The sequence below is a fragment of the Variovorax sp. Soil_C_19 genome (genome assembly GCF_057657255.1).
Genome location: NZ_JBDGIV010000001.1, coordinates 276,361 through 301,025 on the forward strand (window position 1 = coordinate 276,361; position 24,665 = coordinate 301,025).

A 24,665-nucleotide genomic window follows, 5' to 3' on the forward strand; every position below is an offset into this window, starting at 1 on the left:
CGCCCGCCGCCCCCGTGAGGGGGCGCTGCGGGCGCTTGTGGCATCAGGGAACCCGGATTACAGAGTATCGATGAAGCTGCGGAGTTTGTCCGAACGCGACGGATGCTTGAGCTTGCGCAGCGCCTTGGCCTCGATCTGGCGGATGCGCTCGCGCGTCACGTCGAACTGCTTGCCCACTTCTTCGAGCGTGTGGTCGGTCGACATCTCGATGCCGAACCGCATGCGCAGCACCTTGGCTTCGCGCGGCGTGAGGCTGTCGAGGATGTCCTTGACCACGTCGCGCAGGCCGGCCTGCATCGCCGCCTCGATCGGCGCGGTGTTGCTGCTGTCCTCGATGAAGTCGCCCAGGTGCGAATCGTCGTCGTCGCCGATGGGGGTTTCCATCGAGATCGGCTCCTTCGCGATCTTCATGATCTTGCGGATCTTGTCTTCCGGGATCTCCATCTTCGCGGCCAGGATGCCGGCGTCAGGCTCGAAGCCGAACTCCTGCAGATGCTGGCGCGAGATGCGGTTCATCTTGTTGATCGTCTCGATCATGTGCACCGGGATGCGGATCGTGCGGGCCTGGTCGGCGATCGAGCGCGTGATGGCCTGGCGAATCCACCACGTGGCGTAGGTCGAGAACTTGTAGCCGCGGCGGTACTCGAACTTGTCGACCGCCTTCATCAGGCCGATGTTGCCTTCCTGGATCAGGTCGAGGAACTGCAGGCCGCGGTTGGTGTACTTCTTGGCGATGGAGATCACGAGGCGCAGGTTGGCCTCGATCATTTCCTTCTTGGCGTCGCGCGACGACGCCTCGCCCTCGTTCATGCGCTTGTTGATGTCCTTGAGCTCGGTGAGCGGCACCACCACGCGCGACTGGATGTCGGCGAGCTTCTGCTGGAGTTCCTGGACCGGCGGAATGTTGCGGGCCAGCACGGCGCTCCAGGGCTTGCCCGACGCGGCCTGCTTCTCGACCCACTTCTGGTTCAGCAGGTTCGACGCAATGCGGTTGCCGTTCTTGTCGTAGCCCGAGAAGTCGCGGATGAACTCGTCCTGCGGGAAGCCGCACTTGTCCACGATGATGCGGCGCAGCTCGCGCTCCTTCTTGCGCACGTCGTCGACCTGCGTGCGAACCAGGTCGCACAGCTTCTCGATGGTCTTGGCCGTGAAGCGGATCGTCATGAGCTCGTCCGACAGGGCCTGCTGGGCCTTCTGGTAGGCGGGCGTGCCGTAGCCTTCCTTGTCGTAGATCTTGTGGACCTTCTCGAACATCCCGGCAATGCGGTCGAAGCGCTCCAGCGCGTCGCGCTTGAGTTCCTCGAGCTTCTTGGTGAGCGCCTTGGAGCCGCCCTTGCCGTCGTCGTCGTCTTCCTCGTCGAACTCGTCGAAGTCTTCCTCGGCCACGTAGTCGTCGGCTTCGTTGGGGTTCGAGAAGCCGTCGACCACGGTGGAGATGACCACCTTGCCCTCGCGGATGTCGGCGGCCAGGCGCAGGATCTCGGCGATCGTGGCGGGGGAGGCCGAGATGGCTTCCATCATCGCCATCAGGCCGCCTTCGATGCGCTTGGCGATCTCGATTTCGCCTTCGCGCGTGAGCAGTTCGACCGTGCCCATCTCGCGCATGTACATGCGCACCGGGTCGGTCGTGCGGCCAAATTCGCTGTCCACCGTCGAGAGCGCGGCCTCGGCTTCTTCTTCGGCTTCTTCCACCGTGGTGGCGGTCGGCGCGGTGTTGTTCAGCAGCAGGGTCTCGGCGTCGGGCGTCTGCTCGTACACCGCCACGCCCATGTCGTTGAGCATGGTGACCACGACTTCCATGGTCTCGGCGTCGACCAGCTTGTCGGGCAGGTGGTCGGAGATTTCGCCGTGCGTGAGGTAGCCGCGGGTCTTGCCGAGCGTGATCAGGGTCTTGAGGCGCGAGCGGCGCTTGGCCAGGTCTTCCTCGGAGAGCACGGTCTCGTCGAGGCCGAACTCCTTCATCAGCGCGCGTTCCTTCGCCTTGCTGATCTTCATGCGCAGCGGCTTGACCTTTTCCTCGGTCGCCGCCGCCACGGGCTCTTCACCGGTCAGGTCGTCCTCGATGTCCGACAGGTCGATGTCGCTCTCGGCGGCTTCGTTGCCGGCCTTGGGCTTGCGGCCGCGCTTGGCACCGGTGGCGGGCGCGGCGGCGCCGGCGGCCTTGGGCGGGCGGCCGACCTTCTTGGCGGCGGGAGCGGCAGGCGCGGCAACGGCGGCGGCCTTGGCGGCAGCCTTCTTCGGATCGTCGAGGGAGGTCGATTTCGTGGGCACGGTTTTCACTTTCGTAGCGGTTGCCGATCTGGACGCGGCGGCACCCGACTTAGTTGCCGGCACAACGCCGGCTTTCAACGGTTTTTCTGCAACAGACTTCGGGGCGACGCTTTTGGCGAGTGAAGGAGCAGGCTTCTTTGAACTGGGCATACGACCTCGTTACGGAAAGATGGACCAAGCGAACTCACAGGCGCAACACCGCACGGGCGGCGTCGCCACAAGACACGAAGCCCGCGCACAGGCGCAGGCAGACAATTGGGAAAGAGGAAGAAAAAATTCCTCGTCAGGCAAGATGTCGGGCGAACATTTGGTGTGCAGTCCTTGCGGTTATTGACCCTTTCCGCCGGATTTTTACCGTTGGAGTGCATTGCGCGAGGGGGTCGGCCCGGAGGTGCTGCTGTCGCTCTTGCCTAATTTCGCCAGTTGCGAAGCCGTACATTATAGCCCGCCGCGAGAATTTCAAGCACTTTCTGCGCCGCGCGAGTTCAAGCGCTGGCGCAATTCGAGGCGCCGGGCCTCCAGCGCCTTGTAGCGCTCGAGCGCCTTCGGGTCCGTGCCGACCGCGGCGATGGCCTCGTTCTGCTGGGCCTTGAGGCGGTCATCGAGCATGAAGTCGAGCACGCTGGCGAGTTCTTTGGCGGCGTCGGCGAAATGCTGTTCCTCTTCGCCCTCGGCCACCGGCGCTGCCTCGGCCACGCTCATGAGGCGCTCGGCCAGCGGCTCGAAATCGAGCCCGCGCATGCCCTCGCGCAGCGCCGCCCAGGGCTGGACGCCGTGCTCGTGCAACTGGCTGTCGAGCCAGGTGAAGAGCGCGCCGTGCGGCCCGGGCAGGTCGCACAGCAGGAGGTGCAGTTCGTGCGACAGCGCGTCCCACTGGGTCATGTTCGACAGCAGCAGCCGGGCCGCCACGTCGGGCCGGCTCGGCGGCTTGCCACGGCCGCGCAGCGGCTCGGGCGCCGGCTCGAACTTGCCGCCCCAGCGCTTGCCCTTGGTGAATTTGCGCGATTTGCTATCGTTTTCGTAGCGTGGCGGCGCGTAGTCGGTGGGCGGCGGCATGCCGGAGTCATAGCCGAATTCGTCGCTTGCTGCCTCGCTGCCGTGGTGCGCGGCGGGCGCTGCGGCGGCCTTGCCGCGCGGCCCGGCCGTGGCGGCCCAGAGTTCGGCCAGTCCGGTCGCGTCCAACTGCACCATCGTGGCGATCTCGCTCAGCAGCTGGCGCTTGAGCGCGCCGTCGGGCATGGCGCTCCAGAGCGGCCGCGCATTGCTGCTCATGTGGGCGCGGCCCTCGGCCGTTGCCAGGTCGCAGCCTTCGCGTGCCACCTCGATCATGAAACGCGACAACGGCGTGGCTTCCTGCACGAAGCGCGCGAACGCCTCGGCGCCAAATTCGCGGATAAAGCTGTCGGGGTCGTGCTCGGTGGGCAGAAACAAGAACTTGATGCTGCGCACGTCGGTGGCATAGGGCAGGGCGCCGTCGAGCGCCTTGCGCGCCGCGCGGCGGCCGGCCGCGTCGCCGTCGAAGCTGAACACCACCGATTCGGTGAAGCGGAAGAGCTTCTGCACATGCTCGGCGGTGCAGGCGGTGCCGAGCGTGGCGACCGCGTTCGGAAAGCCGAGCTGGGCCAGGGCGACCACGTCCATGTAGCCCTCGGTCACGAGCGCGTAGCCGCGGTCGCGGAACGCGGCGCGCGCCTCGTACAGGCCGTAGAGCTCGCGGCCCTTGCTGAAGACCGGCGTCTCGGGCGAGTTGAGGTACTTGGGTTTTTCGTCGCCGAGCACCCGCCCGCCGAAGCCGATGCATTCGCCCTTGACGTTGCGGATCGGGAACATCACGCGGTCGCGAAAGCGGTCGTAGCGCTTGGCTTCCTCGGCGCCGTCCTCGGCGTTGGCGATCACGAGGCCGCTTTCGGCGAGCAGCGGATCGTCGTAGTCGGGGAACACGCTCGCCAGCGTGCGCCAGCCGGCGGGCGCATAGCCGATGCCGAACTGCCTGGCGATCTCGCCCGAGACGCCGCGGCCCTTGAGGTATTCGATGGCGCCGGGCGCCTGCCGCAGCGCCTTGCGATAGGCCTCGCCGGCTTTTTCGAGCACGTCGGTCAGCGTGGCCTGCTTCTGCCGCTGGTTCGCGGCGCGCGCGCGCTCGGCGGGCGAGGCATCGTCCTCGGGCACCTGCAGGCCGTACTGGCCCGCAAGATCGTGCACCGCCTCGACGAAGCCCATGCCCGCATGTTCCATCAGAAAACCGATGGCGTTGCCATGCACCCCGCAGCCGAAGCAGTGATAGAACTGCTTGGTCGGGCTGACCGAGAACGAAGGGGATTTCTCGCCGTGGAACGGGCACAGGCCCATGAAATTGGCGCCCGCCTTCCTGAGCTGCACATAGCGCCCGACGATTTCCACCACGTCGGCACGCGCGATGAGTTCCTGGATGAAAGAAGCGGGGATGGTCATGTAGGCGAAGAGCGGCAAATCATACGCAAGCGGCTGGCGACCTGCGCCGGACGGCATACTTCCCATCGGATTTCCACGGATGACATCGACCAAACCCCTGCACCACGCCGCGCCGCTGCTGCGCCACCCGCTGCGCTTCATCTGGGATGCGCTGAAGGCCTTCCGCGCCAACCAGGGGCTGCTGCTCGCGGGGGCCGTGGCCTACTACGCGCTGCTTTCGATCGTGCCGCTGTCGATCGTCAGCGTGATCGCGATGTCGCACCTGATCGACCAGGGCGAACTGCTGCGCACGATCGGCCGCTACCTCGAGTGGCTGCTGCCGGGCCAGTCGACCGAGATCGTCACGGCGCTGTCGAATTTTCTCGAGCATCGCGACGTGATGGGGCCGGTGCTGCTGGTGACGATGATCTTCTTCAGTTCGCTGGCTTTCAGCGTGCTCGAAAGCGCGATGGCGGTGATCTTCCACCACCGCAAGGCCGACCACCGGCGGCATTTCCTGATCTCGGCGGTCATGCCCTACATCTACATCCTGTGCCTGTGCATCGGGCTGCTGCTCGTGACGGTGGTCTCGGGCGCGTTGCGGCTCGTGGGCCAGGAAAGCGTCGATCTGTTCGGGCGCGAATGGTCGCTCTCAGGGGTGTCGGGCCTGCTGCTCTACCTGGTGGGCCTGGGCGGCGAGATCTTCATGCTGACCTCGCTCTACCTCGTGATGCCGGCCGGCCGCATGTCGCTGCGCCATGCGCTGCTCGGCGGCGTCACGGCCGCGCTGCTCTGGGAAGCCACGCGGCACGTGCTGGTCTGGTACTTTTCGACGCTCTCGCAGGTGAACGTGGTCTACGGCTCGCTCACCACGGCCATCGTGGTGCTGCTGAGCCTGGAGATCGCCGCCACGCTCGTACTGCTGGGCGCCCAAGTGATCGCTCAGTACGAGCGGCTCGAGCGCACCGGCAGCACGGCCGTGCCGCCGCTCACCGGGGAGGAAGCCGGATCGCTCCGTCGAGACGGATGACTTCGCCGTTGAGCATGTCGTTCTCGATGATGTGCTTCGCCAGCCTGGCGTAGTCCTCGGGCGTGCCCAGGCGCGAAGGGAAGGGCACGCTGGCGGCCAGCGCATCCTGCACCTCCTGCGGCATGCCGAACAGCATGGGCGTGCCGAAGATGCCCGGTGCGATCGTCATGTTGCGGATGCCGTTGCGTGCCAGGTCGCGGGCGATCGGCAGCGTCATGCCGACCACGCCGCCCTTCGAGGCGCTGTAGGCGGCCTGGCCGATCTGGCCGTCGTAGGCTGCGACCGAGGCGGTCGAGATCAGCACGCCGCGCTCGCCGGTGGCTTCGGGCTCGTTCCGGCTCATGGCGTCGGCCGCGAGGCGGATCATGTTGAAGCTGCCGATCAGGTTGACGGTGACGGTCTTGCTGAACACGGCCAATGCATGCGCGCCGTTCTTGCCGACCGTTTTCTCGGCCGGCGCAATGCCGGCGCAGTTGACCAGGCCCACGAGCTTGCCGAGCTTCAGCGCCGCGGCCACGGCGGCCTGGCCGTCAGCCTCCTGGCTCACGTCGCACTTGACGAAAGCGCCGCCGATCTCGCGTGCGACGGCCTCGCCCTTTTCCGCCTGCATGTCGGCAATCACCACCTTGCCGCCGTTCGCTGCCAGCATGCGCGCCGTGCCTTCGCCGAGGCCCGAAGCGCCACCGGTCACGATAAAAACCTTGCCGTCGATCTGCATGAAAGTCTCCTGGAATGAGACCGGCATTATCGAAGAGGCGTGGCCAAGCAAAAAAAAGGCCTCATCCGAAGATGAGGCCTGAATTGGATCCGTGAGGACCCAAGGAGACAACTGGTGGTAAGCGTCCGGCAGCTTAGCGCTTGCGCGAAGCGGTGGCGGTCTTGGCAGCGGCGACGGCTTGCGTCGACACGGCGTTGAAGTTGGCTTCGGCGACGTCGCCGGCCTGCTTGACGGCCTTCTGGACCGATTCGAAGGCGTTGTTGGCGGCGGCCACGGCGCTCTTCATCACGGCAACAGCGGTTTCCGAACCAGCCGGGGCGTTCTTCGAGGCGCTGTCGACCAGGCCAACAAAGGCTTGCTGGGTTTCGGCGGCCTTGGCTTCGAAGGCCTTGGAGAATTCGGCGCCGGTACCCTGGGCGATGTCGTAGAGGTGGCGGCTGTAGGCGGCGGTCTTTTCGGCCAGGGGCTGGTACAGGCTGGCTTGCAGCGTCAGCAGTTCCTGTGCGTCCTTGACGTTCAGCGTGGCTTGAGCGGTGGTGGCGGCTTCGGCCAGGGCGGCCTTGGAAGCGGTCACGTTGAGTTCGACGAGCTTCTCGACGCCTTCGAAGGCCTTCGTGGTGAGGCCGAACAGGGTTTCGAGGTTTGCTTTTTGAGCGGCGAGGATCTGGTCAGCGGTCAGGGCCATTTGGAATCTCCGAAAAGGAATGAGATGGTGTCGGTCACGTTGCGCTGCGCCTCGTCGTCTATGTTGCGGTGCAGCATGGCCTCAAGTATAGGCAGCACAGGCTGGCGATCAAGGGGTTTTTGCTGCTTTGCAGCAAATTAGAACGTGCTTTCTAAATCTGGCTTGCGGCCCTCCGAGAGCCTATCGGGTGGTGTCGGGCCGGTCCTGCGCCGCCGCCCGCTGGCACAATGCCGCGCGATGAGCTCCGCCGCCAAACCGACCCCCCACACCCGCAGCAGCTACCGGGTTTTTCGCAGCATTCCGACGCGCTGGGCCGACAACGACATGTATGGCCATGTCAACAACGTCGTCTACTACAGCTGGTTCGATACCGCGGTGAACGCGCTCCTGATCGAACGCGGCGCCCTCGACATCCACCAGGGCCAGACCGTCGGCTTCGTGGTCGAGACGCAGTGCAACTATTTCGCCCCCATCGCGTTTCCGCAGACGGTGGAGGCGGGCATCCGCGTGGCCCAGGCCGGCCGCTCGAGCGTGCGCTACGAGATCGGGTTGTTCGCCGAGGGAGCCGACACCGCCGCCGCGCAAGGCCACTTCGTGCACGTGTATGTCGACCGCGCGACCCAGCGCCCGGTGGCGTTGCCAGACGCGCTGCAGCGCGTGGTCGATTCGCTGAAGGCCTGACGGCCGCGCGCTGCAAAAGCAAAACGGCGCCCTAGAAGGCGCCGTTCTGTTTACTGCTGCGCACGGCCCATAAGGGCCATGGCGCCGCTTACATGGTCTTCTTCATGGCCTTGATATCGGCCTTGCCCTGCGACTCGTCGGCCTTGGCCTGCTTCACGCATGCATCCTTGGCTTCGCCCTTCTGGTCGTCGCACTTTTCCTTGGCGACCTCGTAGGTGGCCTTGACCTTTTCCTCGGCGACCTTGCGGGCATGGGCATCGCTCGGCTTGTACTGCTGTTCGAGCTCGGCCTTGGCGACGTCTTCCTTGCCCTCGGCTTCCTTCTCGCAGACGTCCTTCGCGTTGTCCTTCATGGCATCGCACTGGGCCTTGGCGGACTTGTGGTCGGCCTCGATCTTCTGCTTGGCGGCCTTGTATTCGTCCTGGGTCATTGCCGAGGCGTGGGTCGCGACGAAGCAGGTGGAGGCGAGTGCCAGCATGAGCAAATGTTTCTTCATTTTTTCCTTTGAGGTTTTTGGAGAGAGGGGGCATGCGGACGGCCCATGCGGGCCGTCATGCGGAAAGCGTCAGTGCTTTCAGTACCAGAGGCTGTCGGCGCTGCGGCCGTCGCGGGATTCCCATTCCTTGACCTGCTTCTCGGCCTCGTCGCGGCTGATGCCGTGGCGCTCCTGGATGCGGCCGAGCAGCTGGTCGCGCTTGCCGGCGATGACGTCGAAGTCGTCGTCGGTGAGCTTGCCCCATTGCTCCTTGACCTTGCCCTTGAGCTGCTTCCAGTTGCCTTCGATGGTGTCCTTGTTCATGCGAATCTCCTTGAGGTTGTCCAGCGGCATGGACTGCCGCCGTGCACTCACTGTCGTTCGCGCCATTCACCCCGCTGGTAGGACGCCCTGCGCGAGCGCCGTAGGCACAAGCCGACGGCGCCCGTGATAATCGGACGCACGCCGAAAAAGACCGGGACAACGCGCGCCGAAACATGATCATTCACAGCCTGCTCGACACTGACCTCTACAAGTTCACCATGATGCAGGTCGTGCTGCATCACTTTCCCGGTGCCCGGGTTGAGTACCGGTTCAAGTGCCGCAATCCCGGCGTCGACCTCGCTCAATTCGCGGGGCAGATCCGCGAGGAGGTTCGCAGCCTCTGTTCACTGCAGTTCCGCGACGCCGAACTCGCCTACCTGCGCTCGATGCGCTTCATCAAGAGCGACTTCGTCGACTTCCTCGGGCTGTTCCGGCTCAACGAGAAGTACATCACCATCACGCCCCAGGCCTCGGGCGAGCTCGAGATCCGCATCAAGGGGCCGTGGCTGCACACGATCCTTTTCGAGATCCCGGTGCTCGCGATCGTGAACGAGGTCTATTTCCGCAACACGCAGAAGAAGCCGGATTTCGTCGAGGGACGCCGGCGGCTCGAGACCAAGATCACGCAGTTGCAGGAGGCGGGGTTGTCCGACCTCAAGATCGCCGACTACGGCACCCGCCGCCGCTTCTCGAAGGACTGGCACGAAGAGGTGCTGCGAACGCTGGTGGCGCGGCTCGGTGCCGTGACCGCCCCGGCGCTGCCGGCACGGCCCGGCGACGGGCTGCCGCAGCTCGCGGGCACCAGCAACGTGCTCTATGCCATGAAGCTCGGCCTGATCCCGCTCGGCACGATGGCGCACGAATACCTGCAGGCCTGCCAGGCGCTCGGCCCGCGGCTGCGCGACAGCCAGATCTTCGGCTTCGAAACCTGGGCGCGCGAATATCGCGGCGACCTCGGCATCGCGCTGTCCGACGTCTACGGCATGAGCGCCTTCCTGCGCGACTTCGACCTGTACTTCTGCAAGCTCTTCGACGGCGCGCGCCACGACAGCGGCGATCCGTTCCAGTGGGGCGAGCGCATGCTCGCGCACTACATCGCCAACCGGGTGGACCCGCTGACCAAGACACTGATCTTCAGCGACGGGCTCACCATGCCGCGCACGATCGAGCTCTACCAGCAGTTCCGCGGCCGCTGCCAGCTGGCGTTCGGCATCGGCACCAACCTCACCAACGACCTCGGCTACGAGCCGCTGCAGATCGTCATCAAGATGATCAACTGCAACGGCCAGCCCGTGGCCAAGCTGTCGGACACGCCGTCCAAGAACATGTGCGAGGACGAGAAATACCTGGCTTATCTGCGCCAGGTGTTCGAGATCGAGCAGCCGCCGGCCTGACCTCGTCTGGTACGGTAACGCCCCATGAAAAAAAGAGTCCGCCTCGCGGCAGCCGCAGTGCTGCCGATGATGTTTCCCGCCCTGGCGATGGCCGCCGATTTCGACGGCAGCAAACTGTCCGCGCTGTGGAGCGTTCCGTTCGCCGGCATCCTGCTGTCGATCGCGCTGATGCCGCTCGTGGCCCCCGCGTTCTGGCACCACCACTACGGCAAGATCTCGGCCGCCTGGGCGCTGGCATTCCTGCTGCCCTTTGCGGCGATCTACGGTGCGCCGTTCGCAGGCACGCAGCTGGTGCATGCGATGGTGGAGGAGTACATCCCCTTCATCATCCTGCTGACCGCGCTGTTCACGGTGGCCGGCGGCATCCACATCCGCGGCAACCTGCACGGTGCGCCGGGCCTCAACACCGCGATCCTCGCGGTCGGCGCCGTGCTCGCGAGCATCATGGGCACCACGGGCGCCTCGATGCTGCTGATCCGTCCGCTGATCCGCGCCAACGACAACCGCCGGAGCAAGGCGCACGTGGTCGTGTTCTTCATTTTCATCGTCTCGAACGTGGGCGGCTCGCTCACGCCACTCGGCGATCCGCCGCTGTTCCTCGGCTTTCTGAAGGGTGTCGACTTCTTCTGGACCGCGAAAAACATCCTGCCGGAGACCCTGTTCCTGGTCGGGGCGCTGCTCGCCCTGTTCTACGTCATCGACCGCTACCAGTACCGCAAGGAAGGCGTGCTGCCGTTCGACCCGACGCCGGACACGCCGCGCATCGCCTTCGACGGCGCTGCCAACTTCTGGTTGCTCGGCGGCATCGTCTTCTTCGTGCTGCTCTCCGGGGTCTGGAAGTCGCCCGTGGGCTTCGACCTGTTCGGAACGCGCGTCGGCCTGCCGGGATTGGTGCGCGACGCGGCGCTGATCGCGATCCTGCTGATCTCGTTTCGGCTCACGCCGGCCAAGGTGCACGCCGACAACCAGTTCGAATGGGGCCCGATGGCCGAGGTGGCGAAGCTGTTCGCGGGCATCTTCCTGACCATCATCCCGGTCATCGCCATGCTCAAGGCCGGCGTGCAGGGGCCGTTCGGCGCGGTGATCGCGGCCGTCACCCGGCCCGACGGCCAGCCGGATCCGGCCATGTACTTCTGGGCCACGGGTGTGCTGAGCTCTTTTCTCGACAATGCGCCGACCTACCTGGTGTTCTTCAACACCGCGGGCGGCGACGCTGCCACGCTGATGACGACCCATGCCGCAACGCTCGCGGCGATCTCTGCGGGAGCGGTGTTCATGGGTGCCAACACCTACATCGGCAATGCGCCCAACCTGATGGTCAAGGCCATCGCCGAGAGCCGCGGCGTGCGCATGCCGAGCTTCTTCGGCTACATGGCGTGGTCGGTGGGCATCCTGGTTCCGCTGTTCGTTCTCTCCACCTTCATCTTCTTCCGCTAGGCACAGACATCATGAGCAAGCCCAATATCCTGGTCGCGCGCGCGATCTTCCCCGAAACCATCGAGCGGCTGTCGCAGCACTTCGAGGTCGAGTCGAACCAGGCCGACGAGAGCTGGAGCAAGGAACAGCTGATTGCCAAACTGCAAGGCAAGCAGGGCGCGTTCACCACCGGCAGCGAGCGCATCGATGCCGCCTTGCTCGACGCCTGCCCCGACCTGAAGATCTGCGCCAACATGGCCGTGGGCTACAACAACTTCGACGTCGACGCGATGGCCGCGCGCGGCGTGCTCGGCACCAACGCGCCCGACGTGCTGACCGAGACCACGGCCGACTTCGGCTTTGCGCTGCTGATGGCCACGGCCCGGCGCATCGCCGAGAGCGAGCATTTTCTGCGCGCGGGCAAGTGGCAGAAGTGGAGCTTCGACATGTTCGCGGGCTCCGACATCCACGGCTCGACGCTCGGCATCATCGGCATGGGCCGCATCGGGCAGGGCATCGCGAAGCGCGGCGCGCACGGCTTCGGCATGAAGGTGGTCTATCACAACCGTTCGCGCCTCGACGCGACGGTTGAGGCCGAATGCAAGGCCAGCTACATTGGCAAGGAAGAGCTTCTCAAGACCGCCGACCACGTGGTGCTGGTGGTGCCGTATTCGCCGGCCTCGCACCACACCATCGGCGCGGCCGAACTCGCGCTGATGAAGCCGACCGCCACGCTGGTGAACATCGCGCGCGGCGGCATCGTCGACGACGCGGCGCTCGCCGCGGCGCTGCGCGAGAAGAAGATCGCAGCCGCGGGCCTCGACGTGTTCGAAGGCGAGCCGAAGGTCCATCCCGACCTGCTGACCGTGCCCAACGTCGTGCTGACGCCGCACATCGCGAGCGCCACGGTGCCCACGCGGCGTGCCATGGCCGACCTTGCGGCCGACAACCTGATCGCATGGTTCGGCGGCAAGGGGCCGCTCACGCCCGTGACTCCCGTGCCGGCGGCAACCAAATAGGCGCACGCCGCAGAAAGAGACATCGGACCCCCTTGGAAACCACCGAACTGATTCTTTTCGCGCTGGGCGCGCTCGCGCTCATCCAGCTGCTGCTCATGGTCTGGCTGCTCGCGCGGCGGCAGCCCGAGCCCGACCACAGCGAAATTCTGGGCGCACTCGCCGCGATGCGCAGCGCGAACGAGCGCACCGAGCGCGAACTGCGCCATGAGATCGCCGAAAGCTCGCGCGGCGCACGGCAGGAAACTGCACAGGCCTTCGCCACCTTCCAGCAGGCGCTGGTGCAGCAGGGCGCAGAGGCCACACGCACGCAGAATGCCCAGCTCGACGCCTTCGCGCTGCAGCTCGCCTCGCTGCAGAAGAACCTCGGCGACACGCTCAACAACCAGCTGCAGGGCCTGAGCGAATCCAATGCCCGGCGGCTCGCCGAAGTGCGCGCCACCATGGAGACGCAGCTCACTCAACTGCAGCAGAACAACGCCGCCAAGCTCGACGAGATGCGAAAGACCGTCGACGAGAAGCTCCAGAGCACGCTCGAGGCGCGGCTCGGCGAGAGTTTCAAGCAGGTCGCCGAGCGGCTCGAGCAGGTGCACAAGGGCCTGGGCGAGATGCAGGCGTTGGCCGTGGGCGTGGGCAGCCTGCAGCGCGTGCTGACCAACGTCAAGACGCGCGGCGTGTTCGGCGAAGTGCAGCTCGAAGCCCTGCTCGAACAGGTGCTCACGCCCGAGCAGTACGCCCGGCAGGTCGAGACCAAGCCGCGCAGCGGCCAGCGCGTCGACTTCGCGATCCGCTTTCCGGGCCGCGGCGACGACGGTGCGCCGGTCTGGCTGCCGATCGACGCCAAGTTTCCGCGCGACGACTACGAGCGCCTCATCGATGCGCATGAGCGCGCCGATGCCGCAGGCGCCGAGCTTGCCGCCAAGGCACTCGAGGCGCGCGTGCGCAGCGAAGCCAAGTCGATCGCGGAGAGCTACCTGGCTGCGCCGCACACCACCGATTTCGCCATCCTGTTCCTGCCGGTCGAAAGCCTCTATGCCGAGGTGCTGCGGCGCCCCGGCCTGATGGATGCGATCCAGCGCCAGCACCGCGTGACGCTGGCCGGCCCGACCACCTTGCTGGCCATGCTCAACAGCCTTCACATGGGCTTTCGCACGCTGGCGCTCGAGCGGCAGGCCTCCGAGGTCTGGAAGGTGCTGGGCGCGGTCAAGACCGAGTTCGAGCGTTATGGCGAATGGGTGTCGCGCATCAAGGAGCAGGTGGCCAAGGCCTCCGACACCATCGACAAGGCCGACACGCGCGCCAAGCAGATGCGACTCGCGCTGCGCAAGGTCGAGGCGCTGCCCGAGGCGCAGTCGCAGGCGCTGCTGCCGCCCACCGCCGACAGCGAGGGCGACGACACCCCGTGAAAGGCTCCGAACTGCTGCGCGTGATCGGCGCCCAGGTCTGCCTGCATGCGACGATGGCCGGCATGCGGCTCGCGACGCCGCTGCTGGCGCTGCAACAGGGCTACAGCGCCGCGGCGGTGGGCTTGCTGATCGCGCTGTTCGCGCTCACGCAGGTGTTCCTTGCGCTGCCGGCCGGGCGCTTCGCCGACCGGTACGGATTCAAGCGGCCGTTGTGGCTGTCGGTCATCGCGGCGTCCACCGGCGCGGGGCTGGTGGTCATCTTCCCGACCTTCCCGGTGATGTGCCTCGCGGCACTGTTGACGGGCGGCGCCACCGGCGCGACCGTGATCGCATTGCAGCGCCACGTCGGCCGCTCGGCCACCAACGCGACGCAACTCAAGCGGGTGTTCAGCTGGCTCGCGATTGCGCCCGCGGCAGCCAATTTCGTTGGGCCCTTCGCGGCAGGCCTGCTGATCGACAACGCCGGGCATGCGCCGGCGGACATGCTGGCGTTCCGCGTCTGCTTTGCGGTGATGGCCGTCCTGCCGATCGTCTGCTGGTGGCTCGCGCGCGGCGCGCACGAACCGCCGCTCATCGTGCCGGTGGCCGGCGCCGTGCCCACGCGCGCCTGGGACCTGCTGCGCGAACCGATGTTCCGGCGCCTGCTGTTCGTGAACTGGCTGCAGTCGTCGAGCTGGGACGTGCACGCCTTCGTGCTGCCGGTGCTGGGCCATGACCGCGGCATCAGCGCGTCGGTGATCGGTTCCATCCTCGGTGCCTTCGCCGTTGCGGCGGCCGTCATTCGCGTGGTGCTGCCCCTGATCGCCTCGCGCGCTTCGGAGCGCAGCGTGATCCTGGTCTCCACCATCGTCACCGCGGCGGTGTTCGCGGTGTATCCGCTGCTCGACTCGGCCTGGACCATGGGCCTGTGCTCGGTGATCCTCGGCTTCGCGCTGGGCGCCGTGCAGCCGATGGTGATGAGCATGCTGCACCAGATCACGCCGCACGAGCGGCACGGCGAGGCGCTGGGGCTGCGGCTCATGACGATCAATGCGTCGAGCGTCGCGATGCCGATGCTGTTCGGATCGCTCGGCGCGCTGATCGGCATTGCCGGCGTTTTCTGGGTGGTGGGCGGCGTGCTCGCGCTCGGCGCCCGCGCCACCTGGGGCCTGAAGGTCTAGCAGCGCCGCGGGCCAGCCCCGCGTGCGCCTACAGCTTGTAGAAGCGCTTGATCGCGCTCCAGGCGTCCTCGGGCGTGTCGACGTATTGGAACAAGTCCACGTCGCCTGGCGAGATCACGCCTTCCTCGACCAGGAAATCGAAGTCGATGAGCTTCTTCCAGTAGTCGGTGCCGAACAGCACGATCGGCACCGGCTGGGACTTGCGCGTCTGCACCAGCGTGATGACCTCGAACAGCTCGTCGAGCGTGCCGAAGCCGCCCGGAAACGCCACCAGCGCCTTCGCACGCATCATGAAATGCATCTTGCGGATCGCGAAGTAGTGGAACTTGAAGCTCAGCGCGGGCGTGACGTAGGGGTTCGCCGCTTCTTCCATCGGCAGCGCGATCGCAAGGCCGACCGAGAGGCCGCCGCCTTCGTGCGCACCGCGGTTGGCCGCCTGCATGATGCCGGGGCCACCGCCGGTGCAGATGAAGAGTTTGTCCTCGGGCTCCTTGTCGTTGCTGTACTGCGCGACCAGCTTGCCGAAGGCACGGGCCTTCTCGTAGTAGTGCGAGCTGCGCGCGAGCCGGCGCCAGCGTTCGGCAGCCGTGGCGTCGCCAGCGGCCTCGGCTTGCGCGACGAGCGCTGCGGCTTCTTCGTCGCTGCGGAAGCGGGCGCTGCCGAAGACCACCACCGTGTTCTCGATGCCGTGGGCGCGCTGCTCGACGTCGGGCTTCATGAGCTCGAGCTGCATGCGCACACCGCGGGTCTCGCGGCGCAGCAGGAATTCGGGGTCGGCGAAGGCGATGCGCGAGGGATCGGGGTCGAGCGGCAGGCCCTGTTCGGCGTGCGTCTTGAGCGTGGCCCAGGCGTCGGCCAGGCGCTTGTCGTGAAGGTCGTGCGTGTTGTTCATGGGAATGTGCAGGAAGACTCACTGCATTGTGCAGCGTGGCGGCCGCCGGACGCCGGGCGTGCCAAACGAAAAAGGCCCCTTGCGGAGCCTTTCTGAAAGCGCATGCCGGCAGCTTTGCCGGCAGGGAGCAGGGTCATCAGACGCGCTTGCGGTATTCGCCCGTGCGGGTGTCGATTTCGATCTTGTCGCCTTGCGAGACGAAGAGCGGCACCGGCACTTCGAAGCCGGTCGCGATCTTGGCGGGCTTCAGGACCTTGCCCGAGGTGTCGCCCTTGACGGCCGGCTCGGTCCAGGTGATCTCGCGCTCGACGCTGGTCGGCAGCTCGACCGAGATGGCCTTGCCGTCGTAGAACACCACTTCGACCGGCATGCCGTCTTCGAGGTAGTTGAGGGCGTCGCCCATGTTCTCGGCTTCGACTTCGTACTGGTTGTACTCGGTGTCCATGCAGACGTACATCGGGTCGGCGAAATAGGAGTAGGTGCACTCCTTCTTGTCGAGCACGATCTGGTCGATCTTGTCGTCGGCCTTGAAGACCACTTCGGTGTTGAAGTTGGCGATCAGGCTCTTGAGCTTCATGCGCACGGTGGCGGAGTTGCGGCCGCCGCGGCTGTATTCGGTCTTGAGCACGACCATCGGGTCCTTGCCGTGCATGATGACGTTGCCGGCGCGGATTTCTTGAGCGATTTTCATATCAGGTTCTCTGGATGTTGGCCGCTCGGTGCACGGGGCCCTCGGCGGCTATTGCAGGAAGGTGCAGGTTGGCCGGCGCGGCGAGCCCCGCGGTACAGGTTTCACGGCGGGTTAAAAGCGGGCTTGGCGGAGCATGTCGGGTCTTGCACATCGCGCCCAGACCCGCCCAGAAATCCGCAAAGCCCGCTATTTTAGCTTTTTCCGGCAACCAGGTGCCGCAATTGCGTCGCCAGGTCCTCTTGCGCCCAGAGCTTTTCGCGGCCGGCCCGCACGGTTTCGCGCCACGGGTCGAGGGCGCCCAGCGGGGGCAGGGGCACCTCGCCGAAGCCGTTCCAGGCGTGGTGGAAGCGCCGCATCGCCGGCGGGGCGCCGAGCCAGTCGAGCCAGGCGTCGAGCTTGGCGTGGTGCGCATCGTCGTCCTGCGGGTAGATCTGCCAGACCAGCGGGGCACCGGCCCAGAGGCCGCGCACGAGCGAATCCTCGCCGCGCACGAAGTTGAGGTCGCAGGCCCACAGAAGATGGTCGAAATCGACCTGCGTCAGGTAGGGCAGGTACGAGATCGAGAGTGCACCGAAGCCCGCGAGCGCCTGGTCGGCCTGGCCGCGGGCCGAGAAAAAGGCCCTGACCGCGTGCGTCGCGCGGCCGGCGGTCACCAGCAGCCGCGTGGGCTCGGACGCGGCCGCGAGCCGATCGAGCAGGTCCGCCAGCGCCGGGGGTTCGTAGCAGAACAGCGACACCAGGCGTTCGCCCTCCTGCCGCGGAACCTCTTGTGCTGCGAGCCACGCATCGCGGTCGAAGCGCGCCCGCCGCTCGGCCAGTCCGGGCTCGCGCAGGAGCCCACCCGTGCCGGGCGTGAAACCTGGGTAGAAGAAGCGCTTCGTGAGCCCGGCGCCCGGTCCCTTGAAGACCGGCGACGGCAGGCGGTGCAGGCGCTCGACATACGGTTCCGCCGACAGGTATTCGAGGTTGATCCAGGCCCGGGCGGGGGTGCCGGCGTCCTGCGCTTCCTCGGCAAAGCGCGCCACGAGTTCGGGCGCCGGATCGCAGCCGAAGGCCTCGACGAGCACATCGGGCGGCGCCGCGGCCGCGGCCTGGCGGACGGCGTCGGGGTCGAGCCAGTCGATCACCTGCACGCCCTCGCATCCCGCCGGCGCCATCCAGTGCAGCGCGGTGGCGTCGTCGATCCAGAGCCGCACGCGCTCGCCGAGCGCCGCCAACTGGCTCGACAGGCGCCAGCAGACGCCGAGGTCGCCGTGGTTGTCGATGACCTTGCAGAAGATGTCCCATTGCATGCCTGGGAGTGTGCCCGCCCCGGCGCGCCGGCGCACGCCACAATATCCGCCATGTCAGACGTGCATTCCGAACAATTGCTCAGCGAAGTCGCGGCCCTGCCGCAGCTGCCGGGCGTCTATCGCTATTTCGACGCGGCGGGCGCGGTGCTCTACGTGGGCAAGGCGCGCAACCTCAAGAAGCGGGTCGCCAACTACTTCCAGAAGAGCCACGGCGGCACGCGCATCGGCCACATGATCTCGAAGATCGCGCGCATGGAGACCACGGTGGTGCGCTCCGAGGCCGAGGCGCTTCTGCTCGAGAACAACCTGATCAAGACGCTCAAGCCGCGCTACAACATCCTTTTCAGGGACGACAAGAGCTATCCGTACCTGAAGATCGCCTCGCACCAGTTTCCGCGGCTCGCCTACTACCGCGGGGGCGTCGACAAGAAGCACCGCTACTTCGGGCCCTACCCGAGCGCCTGGGCGGTGAAGGAGTCGATTCAGCTGCTGCAGAAAGTGTTCAAGCTGCGCACCTGCGAGGACACTGTGTATGCCAACCGCACGCGGCCCTGCCTGCTGTACCAGATCAAGCGCTGCTCGGGCCCGTGCGTGGGCTACATCGCGCCCGAGGTCTATGCGCAGGACGTGGCCAGCGCCGAAGCCTTCCTGATGGGCGACACCCAGCTCGTGCTGTCCAAGCTCGAAGCGCGCATGAGCGCCCATTCCGAAAAGCTCGAGTTCGAGCAGGCGGCCGAGCTGCGCAACCAGATGTCGGCGATCTCGCGCGTGCTGCATCAGCAGTCGATCGAGATCGCATCGGACAAGGACGTGGACATCCTCGCGGTGAAGGTGCAGGGCGGCAAGGCCTGCGTCAACCTGGCCATGGTGCGCGGCGGAAGGCACCTGGGCGACCGCCCGTACTTTCCGGTGCATGTGGAGGATGCCTCGCAGATCCACCACGGCGAACTCGATGCGGAAGAGGGCGCGCCCCCGGCGATCGCCGATCCGGTCGAGGTGCAGGTGCTCGAGGCCTTCATCGCGCAGCACTACATCGACGTGCCGGTGCCCGCCACGCTGGTGCTGAGCCATCCGGTGGGCCGTGCGCTGATCGAGGCGATCTCGCAGCAGGCGGGTTCGCGCGTGACGGCGGTATTCCAGCCGCGCGAGCAGCGCCGGCACTGGCTCGAGATGGCCGAAACGAATGCGGGCCTCCAGCTCGCGCGGCTGCTGGCCGAGGAGGGGTCGCAGCAGGCGCGCACGCGCGCGCTGACCGACGCGCTCGAACTCGCGCCCGACGACCTCGACAACTTCCGCGTCGAGTGCTTCGACATCTCGCACACCGCGGGCGAGGCAACGCAGGCATCGTGCGTGGTGTTCGAGCACCATGCGATGCAGAACCGCGAATACCGGCGCTACAACATCGAGGGCATCACGCCCGGCGACGACTATGCGGCGATGCGCCAGGTGCTGCACCGCCGCTACGGCCGCCTGGCCGAGGCGATGGCGGCCGAGACCGATGCACCGCCCGCAGGCGACGCGGCCGGTGCCGGCAGCGATGCGCCGCCCAAGACGCGGGCCGCGCGCATGCCGGACCTCGTGCTGGTCGACGGCGGCAAGGGCCAGGTGTCGATGGCGCGCGAGGTGTTCAGCGAACTGGGCCTGCCGCTGTCGCTGATCGTCGGCGTCGAGAAGGGCGAAGGCCGCAAGGTCGGCCTCGAGGAACTGGTGTTCGCCGATGGCCGCGAGAAGGTTTACCTCGGCAAGGACTCGGCGGCGCTGATGCTGGTCGCGCAGATCCGCGACGAGGCGCACCGCTTCGCGATCACGGGCATGCGTGCCAAGCGCGCCAAGGTGCGCGTGGGCGGCAGCCAGCTCGAGGACATTCCGGGGATCGGGCCGAAGCGGCGCGCCCGCCTGCTGCAGCGCTTCGGCGGCATCCGCGGCGTGGCGGCGGCGAGCGTCGAGGACATCGCCTCGGTCGAGGGCATCGCCACCGAATTGGCCGAGGAAATCTATCGGGCCTTGCACTGACGTGCCGCCGTCGCTCACGCTGGCATGACACAATCGCGCGCATATGTTCTGGACACTTCCGACCATCATGACCTGGACGCGCATCGTCGCGATTCCGTTGATCGTCGGCATGTTCTATCTGCCGATGGCCGAGCCGACGCGCAACCTGATCGCCACGGTCATGTTCATCGTGTTTGCCGCTACCGACTGGCTCGACGGTTACCTGGCGCGCAAGCTCAACCAGACCTCGGCCTTCGGCGCCTTCCTCGACCCCGTGGCCGACAAGTTCCTGGTCTGCGCGTCGCTGCTGGTGCTGGTGCATCTGAACCGGGCCGACGTGTTCGTCGCCTTGATCATCATCGGACGGGAGATCGCGATCTCGGCGCTGCGCGAATGGATGGCCCAGATCGGCGCGAGCAAGAGCGTCGCGGTGCACATGATCGGCAAGGTCAAGACCACGGTGCAGATGGTCGCGATCCCGTTCCTGCTCTATGACGGGCAGCTCTTCGGCGTGATCGACACCGGCTGGTGGGGCCAATGGCTGATCTGGATCTCGGCCGTGCTGACGATCTGGTCGATGGTCTATTACCTCCAGAAGGCCATTCCCGAGATCCGGGCACGCGCCAAATGAGCTTTGCCGCGGCCCGCGGCGCGGGCTGGCTGCGCGCGATGCCGGCGGTCTTCGTGCTGATCTGGAGCACGGGCTTCATTGTCGCGCGCTACGGCATGCCCTACGCGCCGCCGCTCAAGTTCCTGGCGGTGCGCTTTGCCCTGTCGCTCGTGTGCTTCGGCATCTGGGTGGCGCTCGCGCGCGTTGCCTGGCCGCGCGAGCGCGCACAGTGGGGGCACCTGGCGGTCACCGGGGTGCTGATGCAGGCAGGCTATCTGGGCGGCGTCTGGGCCGCGGTGCATGCCGGCATGGGCGCAGGGCTGGTGGCGCTGCTGGTCGGCATCCAGCCGGTGCTGACCGCCATCTGGCTGTCGCTCGGCGGCGGGCGCATTTCGCAGCGCCAATGGGCGGGGCTGACGCTGGGCTTCGCGGGGCTGGTGCTCGTGGTCTCGCGCAAGCTCGGGCAGGGCACCGAGGTGAACGCGCTCACGATGGCGCTCGCGGTCATGGCGCTGCTGTCGATCACCGCGGGCACGCTGTACCAGAAGCGCTTCGTCGCGCCGTGCGACGTGCGCAGTGCCAGCGCCGTGCAGATGGGCGCGGCGCTCGTCGTCACCCTGCCTTTTGCGCTGATGGAGTCGCAGTCGATCGAATGGAATGCGTACTCGACCGGCGCCATGGCCTGGTCGGTGCTGGCGTTGTCGCTCGGCGGCAGCTCGCTGCTCTACATGCTGATCCAGCGCGGCACCGCCACGGCAGTGACGAGCCTGCTTTACCTGGTGCCGCCGTGCACCGCGGTCATGGCCTGGCTGCTGTTTGCCGAGCCGATCGGCCTCGTGACCTTGCTGGGCATCGGGCTCACCGCCGCCGGGGTGAGCCTGGTGGTGCGCAGCCAGCGCTGAAGCAGCGCTTTTTCTTCTTTCCTGCCTTCTTTCAGCGCGGCGAACTGGTCTTGCCGGGTTTCCAGGGCTCGCCGCGAAACTGTTCCGCAAGGTGGTCGAGCAGCAGGCGCACGCGCCGCGGTGTCTTCGGGCGCCAGGGGGCAATCCAGTGGATGTCGGCGTCGGGCATTGCGTACTGCGGCAGCACGCGCACCAGCGCGCCCGACGCGAGCTGCGGTGCGATGTCCCACAGGCTGCGCAGCATGATGCCGTGGCCCGCCAGGCACCAATCGCGCACCATCTCGCCCGAGTTGCTGCTGAGCGGTCCCTGTACCCGTACGCGCGCGGTGCTGCCGTCGCGCGCATGGCGCAGCGTCCACAGCGCGAACTGGCGCTGGTTCACCTCGCCGTTCTCGCGCGCGACCAGGCAGTCGTGCGTGGCCAGCGCGTCGACGGTGGCCGGCAGGCCGCGCCGCTCGATGTAGGCGGGCGCGGCGGCCAGCACGCGCTGGTTGCGCGCGATGCGGCGCGTGGCCCAGTCGGCCGCGCGGCGCTGCTGCACGGCCCACAGCCATAGCGCGCCGTCATAGCCCTCGGCACCGAGATCGGGCAGGCGCTCGGTCAGCAGCAGTTCGATCTGCAGGCCGGGATGGCGCGCCTGGAAGCCGGCCAGCGTGGGGCCGACCCAGCGCCGGCCGAAGCCGAAGGTGGCGGCCAGGCGGATGGTGCCGACCAGCGCGTTCTGCCGCTCGCCGAGGTCGCTCTCGAGCGCCGCAAAACCCTCGAGCAGCGTCCTTGCGTGCAGGCAGACCGCCTCGCCCTCGGCCGTCACGCTGAGCCGGCGCGTGGTGCGCTCGAAGAGCCGCTGCCCGAGCCGCGCCTCGAGCGCGCCGAGCCGCTTGGTGACCACCGACGGCACGACGTCGAGCGCGGTGGAGGCGCCCGCGAGGCTTCCCTGGTCGCGGATGGCCAGCACCAATTCGAGATCGCCGCGGTCCAGCGCCAATGGATTCATGCCAGATTGGAAAGTATGAATTGGCTGATTGTTGCTTGATGATCGATGGAGCGCAACGCACAATCGCCGCGTGACTGCTTCCTCCTTCCTCGACTTTCCCACCTTCGACATCGAGCGCAACGGCGTCCGCGTGCACGGCCGGGTCTGTGGCCGCGGCGCACCGCTGCTGCTGCTGCACGGCCATCCGCAGACGCATGCGATCTGGCACCGCGTGGCGCCGGCACTGGCCGAGCGCTTCACCGTGGTGGCGCTGGACCTGCGCGGCTATGGCGACTCGGGCCGGCCGGCGGCCGATGCCGATCACCTGGCGCACAGCAAGCGCGAGATGGCGCTCGACGCACGAGCCGCAATGTCGCACCACGGCTTCGATCGCTTCGGCGTGCTCGCCCACGACCGCGGCGCGCGCGTGGCGCACCGCCTGGCCGTTGACCACCCGGCAGCGGTCGAGCGCATGCTGCTGCTCGACATCGCACCCACGCTCTCGATGTACGAGAACACCAGCGACGCCTTCGCGCGCGCCTACTGGCACTGGTTCTTCCTGGTCCAGCCGCCGCCGCTGCCCGAGGCGCTGATCGCTTCGGACCCGGTGCGCTACGTGCGCAGCGTGATGGGCGGCAGGCATGCAGGGCTCGCGCCCTTCGCGCCCGAGGTGCTTGCCGAGTACGAGCGCTGCGCGCAGATCCCGGGCACGGCCGAATCGATCTGCGAGGACTATCGCGCCTCCGCCACCATCGATCTCGTCCACGACCGCGCCGACGTCGCCGCCGGCCGGCGGCTCCCGCAGCCGTTGCGCGTGCTCTGGGGCGAGCATGGCGCGGTCGGGCGCTGTTTCGACGTGCTCGCGCTGTGGCGTGAACGCGCCGACGAAGTTTCGGGCCGCGCGCTGCCGTGCGGCCACTATGTTCCCGAGGAAGCGCCGGACGAACTGCTCGCCGAGGCCCTCGCGTTTTTCACACCCCTCCAGCAAGAAGGAACCACACCATGACCACCCACCGCATCGCAGTCATCGCCGGCGACGGCATCGGCAAGGAAACCATGCCCGAAGGCCTGCGCGTGGTCGATGCCGCGGCGCGCAAGTTCGGCATCGACCTGAAGTTCGACCACTTCGACTTCTCGAGCTGGGACTACTGCGAGAAGCACGGCAAGATGATGCCCGACGACTGGAAGAACCAGATCGGCGGGCACGATGCGATCTACTTCGGCGCGGTGGGCTGGCCCGAGAAGATCGCCGACCACGTGTCGCTCTGGGGCTCGCTGCTGTTGTTTCGCCGCGAGTTCGACCAGTACATCAATCTGCGCCCCGCGCGGCTGATGCCCGGCATCACCGCGCCCGTGGTGCGGCGCGACGGCACGCCGCGCCAGCCCGGCGAGATCGACATGTACATCGTGCGCGAGAACACCGAAGGCGAATATTCGAGCATCGGCGGGCGCATGTACGAAGGCACGCCGCGCGAGATCGTGGTGCAGGAGACCGTGATGTCCCGCCACGGCGTCGACCGCGTGCTCAAGTTCGCCTTCGAACTGGCCCAGTCGCGTCCGAAGAAACACCTGACCAGCGCGACCAAGTCGAACGGCATCTCGATCACCATGCCCTACTGGGACGAGCGCGTGGTCGAAATGGCGAAGAATTACCCGGGCGTGACGCTCGACAAGTTCCACATCGACATCCTCACCGCGCACTTCGTGCAGCGGCCCGACTTCTTCGACGTGGTGGTTGCGAGCAACCTGTTCGGCGACATCCTGTCCGACCTGGGCCCGGCATGCACCGGCACCATCGGCATCGCGCCGAGCGCCAACCTCAACCCCGAGCGCACGACGCCGTCGCTGTTCGAGCCGGTGCACGGCTCTGCGCCGGACATCGCGGGCAAGGGCATCGCGAACCCGATCGGCCAGATCTGGTGCGGCGCGATGATGCTCGAATTCCTGGGCCACAAGAACGTGCACGACGCGATCCTCGCGACCATCGAGAAGGTGCTCGCACCCCAAAGTGGCGCACCGCGCACACCCGACATCGGCGGCACGGCGAGCACGTCCGACCTCGGCAAGGCCATCGCCGAAGCGCTTTGATCGCGCTTCGGTCGCTGTAAAAGTGGGCGCGCGAAACGCCCCTAAAATCGCGCGCTCCGCTGTCTTGCATGGCTTCGCGTCGTATTGACACCCTGCAGACCAGTGGTTGTAATCCTTCTGGCAGCGCGCTGCCGAGGCGTCAGTCCTGCCAGGCTTTGCGTGTCGCGTCATTCCGCGACCGACTCGCAGCTGACGAAGCCGACCAACTTAATTTCTTCG

Annotated in this window: 23 protein-coding genes; 13 read left to right on the top strand and 10 right to left on the bottom strand. The window is 66.8% G+C overall.

Features of this window, described 5'->3' with window-relative positions; genetic code table 11:
• Positions 1–57: 57 nt before the first annotated feature.
• Positions 58–2,334, bottom strand: coding sequence for an RNA polymerase sigma factor RpoD (gene rpoD, locus AC3A6R_RS01335; RefSeq protein WP_487860055.1), 2,277 nt, complete (start codon positions 2,332–2,334; stop codon positions 58–60).
• On the opposite strand from rpoD, the gene AC3A6R_RS01340 reads away from it, so the two are divergent.
• Complete coding sequence (locus tag AC3A6R_RS01340) at positions 2,264–2,605, top strand: hypothetical protein (RefSeq protein ID WP_487863910.1); 342 nt, start codon at positions 2,264–2,266, stop codon at positions 2,603–2,605. The genes rpoD and AC3A6R_RS01340 overlap by 71 nt on opposite strands.
• Positions 2,606–2,730: 125 nt before the next feature.
• On the opposite strand, the gene dnaG is transcribed toward AC3A6R_RS01340, so the two are convergent.
• Complete coding sequence (gene dnaG / locus AC3A6R_RS01345) at positions 2,731–4,722, bottom strand: DNA primase (protein ID WP_487863548.1); 1,992 nt, start codon at positions 4,720–4,722, stop codon at positions 2,731–2,733.
• A 79-nt stretch (positions 4,723–4,801) separates the two neighbouring features.
• On the opposite strand from dnaG, the gene AC3A6R_RS01350 reads away from it, so the two are divergent.
• Positions 4,802–5,731 carry a YihY/virulence factor BrkB family protein gene (locus AC3A6R_RS01350; protein WP_487863549.1) on the top strand — a complete coding sequence of 310 codons (930 nt, stop codon included), beginning with the start codon at positions 4,802–4,804 and terminating at the stop codon, positions 5,729–5,731.
• Here AC3A6R_RS01350 and AC3A6R_RS01355 read toward each other — a convergent pair.
• Both AC3A6R_RS01355 and AC3A6R_RS01360 read right to left on the bottom strand, forming a co-directional pair.
• The gene (locus AC3A6R_RS01355; RefSeq protein ID WP_487859928.1) at positions 5,691–6,449 is read right to left on the bottom strand and encodes a 3-hydroxyacyl-CoA dehydrogenase; all 759 of its coding nucleotides are present in this window, start codon (positions 6,447–6,449) and stop codon (positions 5,691–5,693) included. The genes AC3A6R_RS01350 and AC3A6R_RS01355 overlap by 41 nt on opposite strands.
• A gap of 133 nt (positions 6,450–6,582) precedes the next feature.
• The gene (locus AC3A6R_RS01360; RefSeq protein WP_487863550.1) at positions 6,583–7,134 is read right to left on the bottom strand and encodes a phasin family protein; all 552 of its coding nucleotides are present in this window, start codon (positions 7,132–7,134) and stop codon (positions 6,583–6,585) included.
• A gap of 237 nt (positions 7,135–7,371) precedes the next feature.
• On the opposite strand from AC3A6R_RS01360, the gene AC3A6R_RS01365 reads away from it, so the two are divergent.
• Positions 7,372–7,815 carry an acyl-CoA thioesterase gene (locus AC3A6R_RS01365; protein ID WP_487863551.1) on the top strand — a complete coding sequence of 148 codons (444 nt, stop codon included), beginning with the start codon at positions 7,372–7,374 and terminating at the stop codon, positions 7,813–7,815.
• An 88-nt stretch (positions 7,816–7,903) separates the two neighbouring features.
• On the opposite strand, the gene AC3A6R_RS01370 is transcribed toward AC3A6R_RS01365, so the two are convergent.
• Both AC3A6R_RS01370 and AC3A6R_RS01375 read right to left on the bottom strand, forming a co-directional pair.
• Entirely contained in the window at positions 7,904–8,311 is a 408-nt protein-coding gene (locus tag AC3A6R_RS01370; protein ID WP_487863552.1) for a hypothetical protein, read from the bottom strand.
• Between the two features lie 78 nt (positions 8,312–8,389).
• Complete coding sequence (locus AC3A6R_RS01375; protein WP_487859932.1) at positions 8,390–8,614, bottom strand: CsbD family protein; 225 nt, start codon at positions 8,612–8,614, stop codon at positions 8,390–8,392.
• Between the two features lie 173 nt (positions 8,615–8,787).
• Between AC3A6R_RS01375 and pncB the strand changes: the two genes are divergently transcribed.
• The 5 genes from pncB (at position 8,788) to AC3A6R_RS01400 (ending at position 15,006) form a co-directional block, all read left to right on the top strand.
• On the top strand, positions 8,788–10,008 hold the full coding sequence (gene pncB / locus AC3A6R_RS01380) for a nicotinate phosphoribosyltransferase (RefSeq protein WP_487859933.1): 1,221 nt from the start codon (positions 8,788–8,790) through the stop codon (positions 10,006–10,008).
• A 24-nt stretch (positions 10,009–10,032) separates the two neighbouring features.
• A complete protein-coding gene (locus AC3A6R_RS01385; protein ID WP_487863553.1) occupies positions 10,033–11,445 on the top strand; it encodes a sodium:proton antiporter in 1,413 nt (470 codons plus the stop codon).
• Positions 11,446–11,456: 11 nt separating this feature from the next.
• The gene (locus tag AC3A6R_RS01390; RefSeq protein ID WP_487863554.1) at positions 11,457–12,443 is read left to right on the top strand and encodes a 2-hydroxyacid dehydrogenase; all 987 of its coding nucleotides are present in this window, start codon (positions 11,457–11,459) and stop codon (positions 12,441–12,443) included.
• Positions 12,444–12,538: 95 nt separating this feature from the next.
• Positions 12,539–13,846: a DNA recombination protein RmuC gene (locus AC3A6R_RS01395; protein ID WP_487860056.1), complete on the top strand. Its 1,308-nt coding sequence runs from the start codon at positions 12,539–12,541 to the stop codon at positions 13,844–13,846.
• Positions 13,843–15,006, top strand: a complete 1,164-nt coding sequence (locus AC3A6R_RS01400; protein WP_487859936.1) for an MFS transporter — start codon at positions 13,843–13,845, stop codon at positions 15,004–15,006. Before AC3A6R_RS01395 ends, AC3A6R_RS01400 begins: the two co-directional genes overlap by 4 nt.
• 28 nt (positions 15,007–15,034) lie before the next feature.
• On the opposite strand, the gene AC3A6R_RS01405 is transcribed toward AC3A6R_RS01400, so the two are convergent.
• The 3 genes from AC3A6R_RS01405 to earP form a co-directional block, all read right to left on the bottom strand.
• On the bottom strand, positions 15,035–15,898 hold the full coding sequence (locus tag AC3A6R_RS01405) for an LOG family protein (RefSeq protein ID WP_487859937.1): 864 nt from the start codon (positions 15,896–15,898) through the stop codon (positions 15,035–15,037).
• Between the two features lie 136 nt (positions 15,899–16,034).
• Positions 16,035–16,589: an elongation factor P gene (gene efp, locus AC3A6R_RS01410; RefSeq protein ID WP_012746921.1), complete on the bottom strand. Its 555-nt coding sequence runs from the start codon at positions 16,587–16,589 to the stop codon at positions 16,035–16,037.
• Positions 16,590–16,780: 191 nt separating this feature from the next.
• Complete coding sequence (gene earP, locus AC3A6R_RS01415) at positions 16,781–17,881, bottom strand: elongation factor P maturation arginine rhamnosyltransferase EarP (protein ID WP_487859938.1); 1,101 nt, start codon at positions 17,879–17,881, stop codon at positions 16,781–16,783.
• 51 nt (positions 17,882–17,932) lie between these two features.
• On the opposite strand from earP, the gene uvrC reads away from it, so the two are divergent.
• From uvrC to AC3A6R_RS01430, 3 genes are read left to right on the top strand one after another with little or no spacing between them, the layout of a single operon-like run.
• On the top strand, positions 17,933–19,894 hold the full coding sequence (uvrC, locus tag AC3A6R_RS01420; RefSeq protein ID WP_487863555.1) for an excinuclease ABC subunit UvrC: 1,962 nt from the start codon (positions 17,933–17,935) through the stop codon (positions 19,892–19,894).
• A 43-nt stretch (positions 19,895–19,937) separates the two neighbouring features.
• Positions 19,938–20,504: a CDP-diacylglycerol--glycerol-3-phosphate 3-phosphatidyltransferase gene (pgsA, locus tag AC3A6R_RS01425; protein ID WP_487859940.1), complete on the top strand. Its 567-nt coding sequence runs from the start codon at positions 19,938–19,940 to the stop codon at positions 20,502–20,504.
• Positions 20,501–21,385: a DMT family transporter gene (locus AC3A6R_RS01430; RefSeq protein WP_487863556.1), complete on the top strand. Its 885-nt coding sequence runs from the start codon at positions 20,501–20,503 to the stop codon at positions 21,383–21,385. Before pgsA ends, AC3A6R_RS01430 begins: the two co-directional genes overlap by 4 nt.
• A 31-nt stretch (positions 21,386–21,416) precedes the next feature.
• On the opposite strand, the gene AC3A6R_RS01435 is transcribed toward AC3A6R_RS01430, so the two are convergent.
• Positions 21,417–22,379: a LysR family transcriptional regulator gene (locus tag AC3A6R_RS01435; protein WP_487859942.1), complete on the bottom strand. Its 963-nt coding sequence runs from the start codon at positions 22,377–22,379 to the stop codon at positions 21,417–21,419.
• A gap of 70 nt (positions 22,380–22,449) precedes the next feature.
• Between AC3A6R_RS01435 and AC3A6R_RS01440 the strand changes: the two genes are divergently transcribed.
• Positions 22,450–23,364 (top strand): alpha/beta fold hydrolase, encoded by a 915-nt coding sequence (locus AC3A6R_RS01440; protein WP_487863557.1) that lies wholly within the window; start codon positions 22,450–22,452, stop codon positions 23,362–23,364.
• Positions 23,361–24,446, top strand: coding sequence for a tartrate dehydrogenase (locus tag AC3A6R_RS01445; protein ID WP_487863558.1), 1,086 nt, complete (start codon positions 23,361–23,363; stop codon positions 24,444–24,446). Before AC3A6R_RS01440 ends, AC3A6R_RS01445 begins: the two co-directional genes overlap by 4 nt.
• The last annotated feature ends 219 nt before the right edge of the window (positions 24,447–24,665 follow it).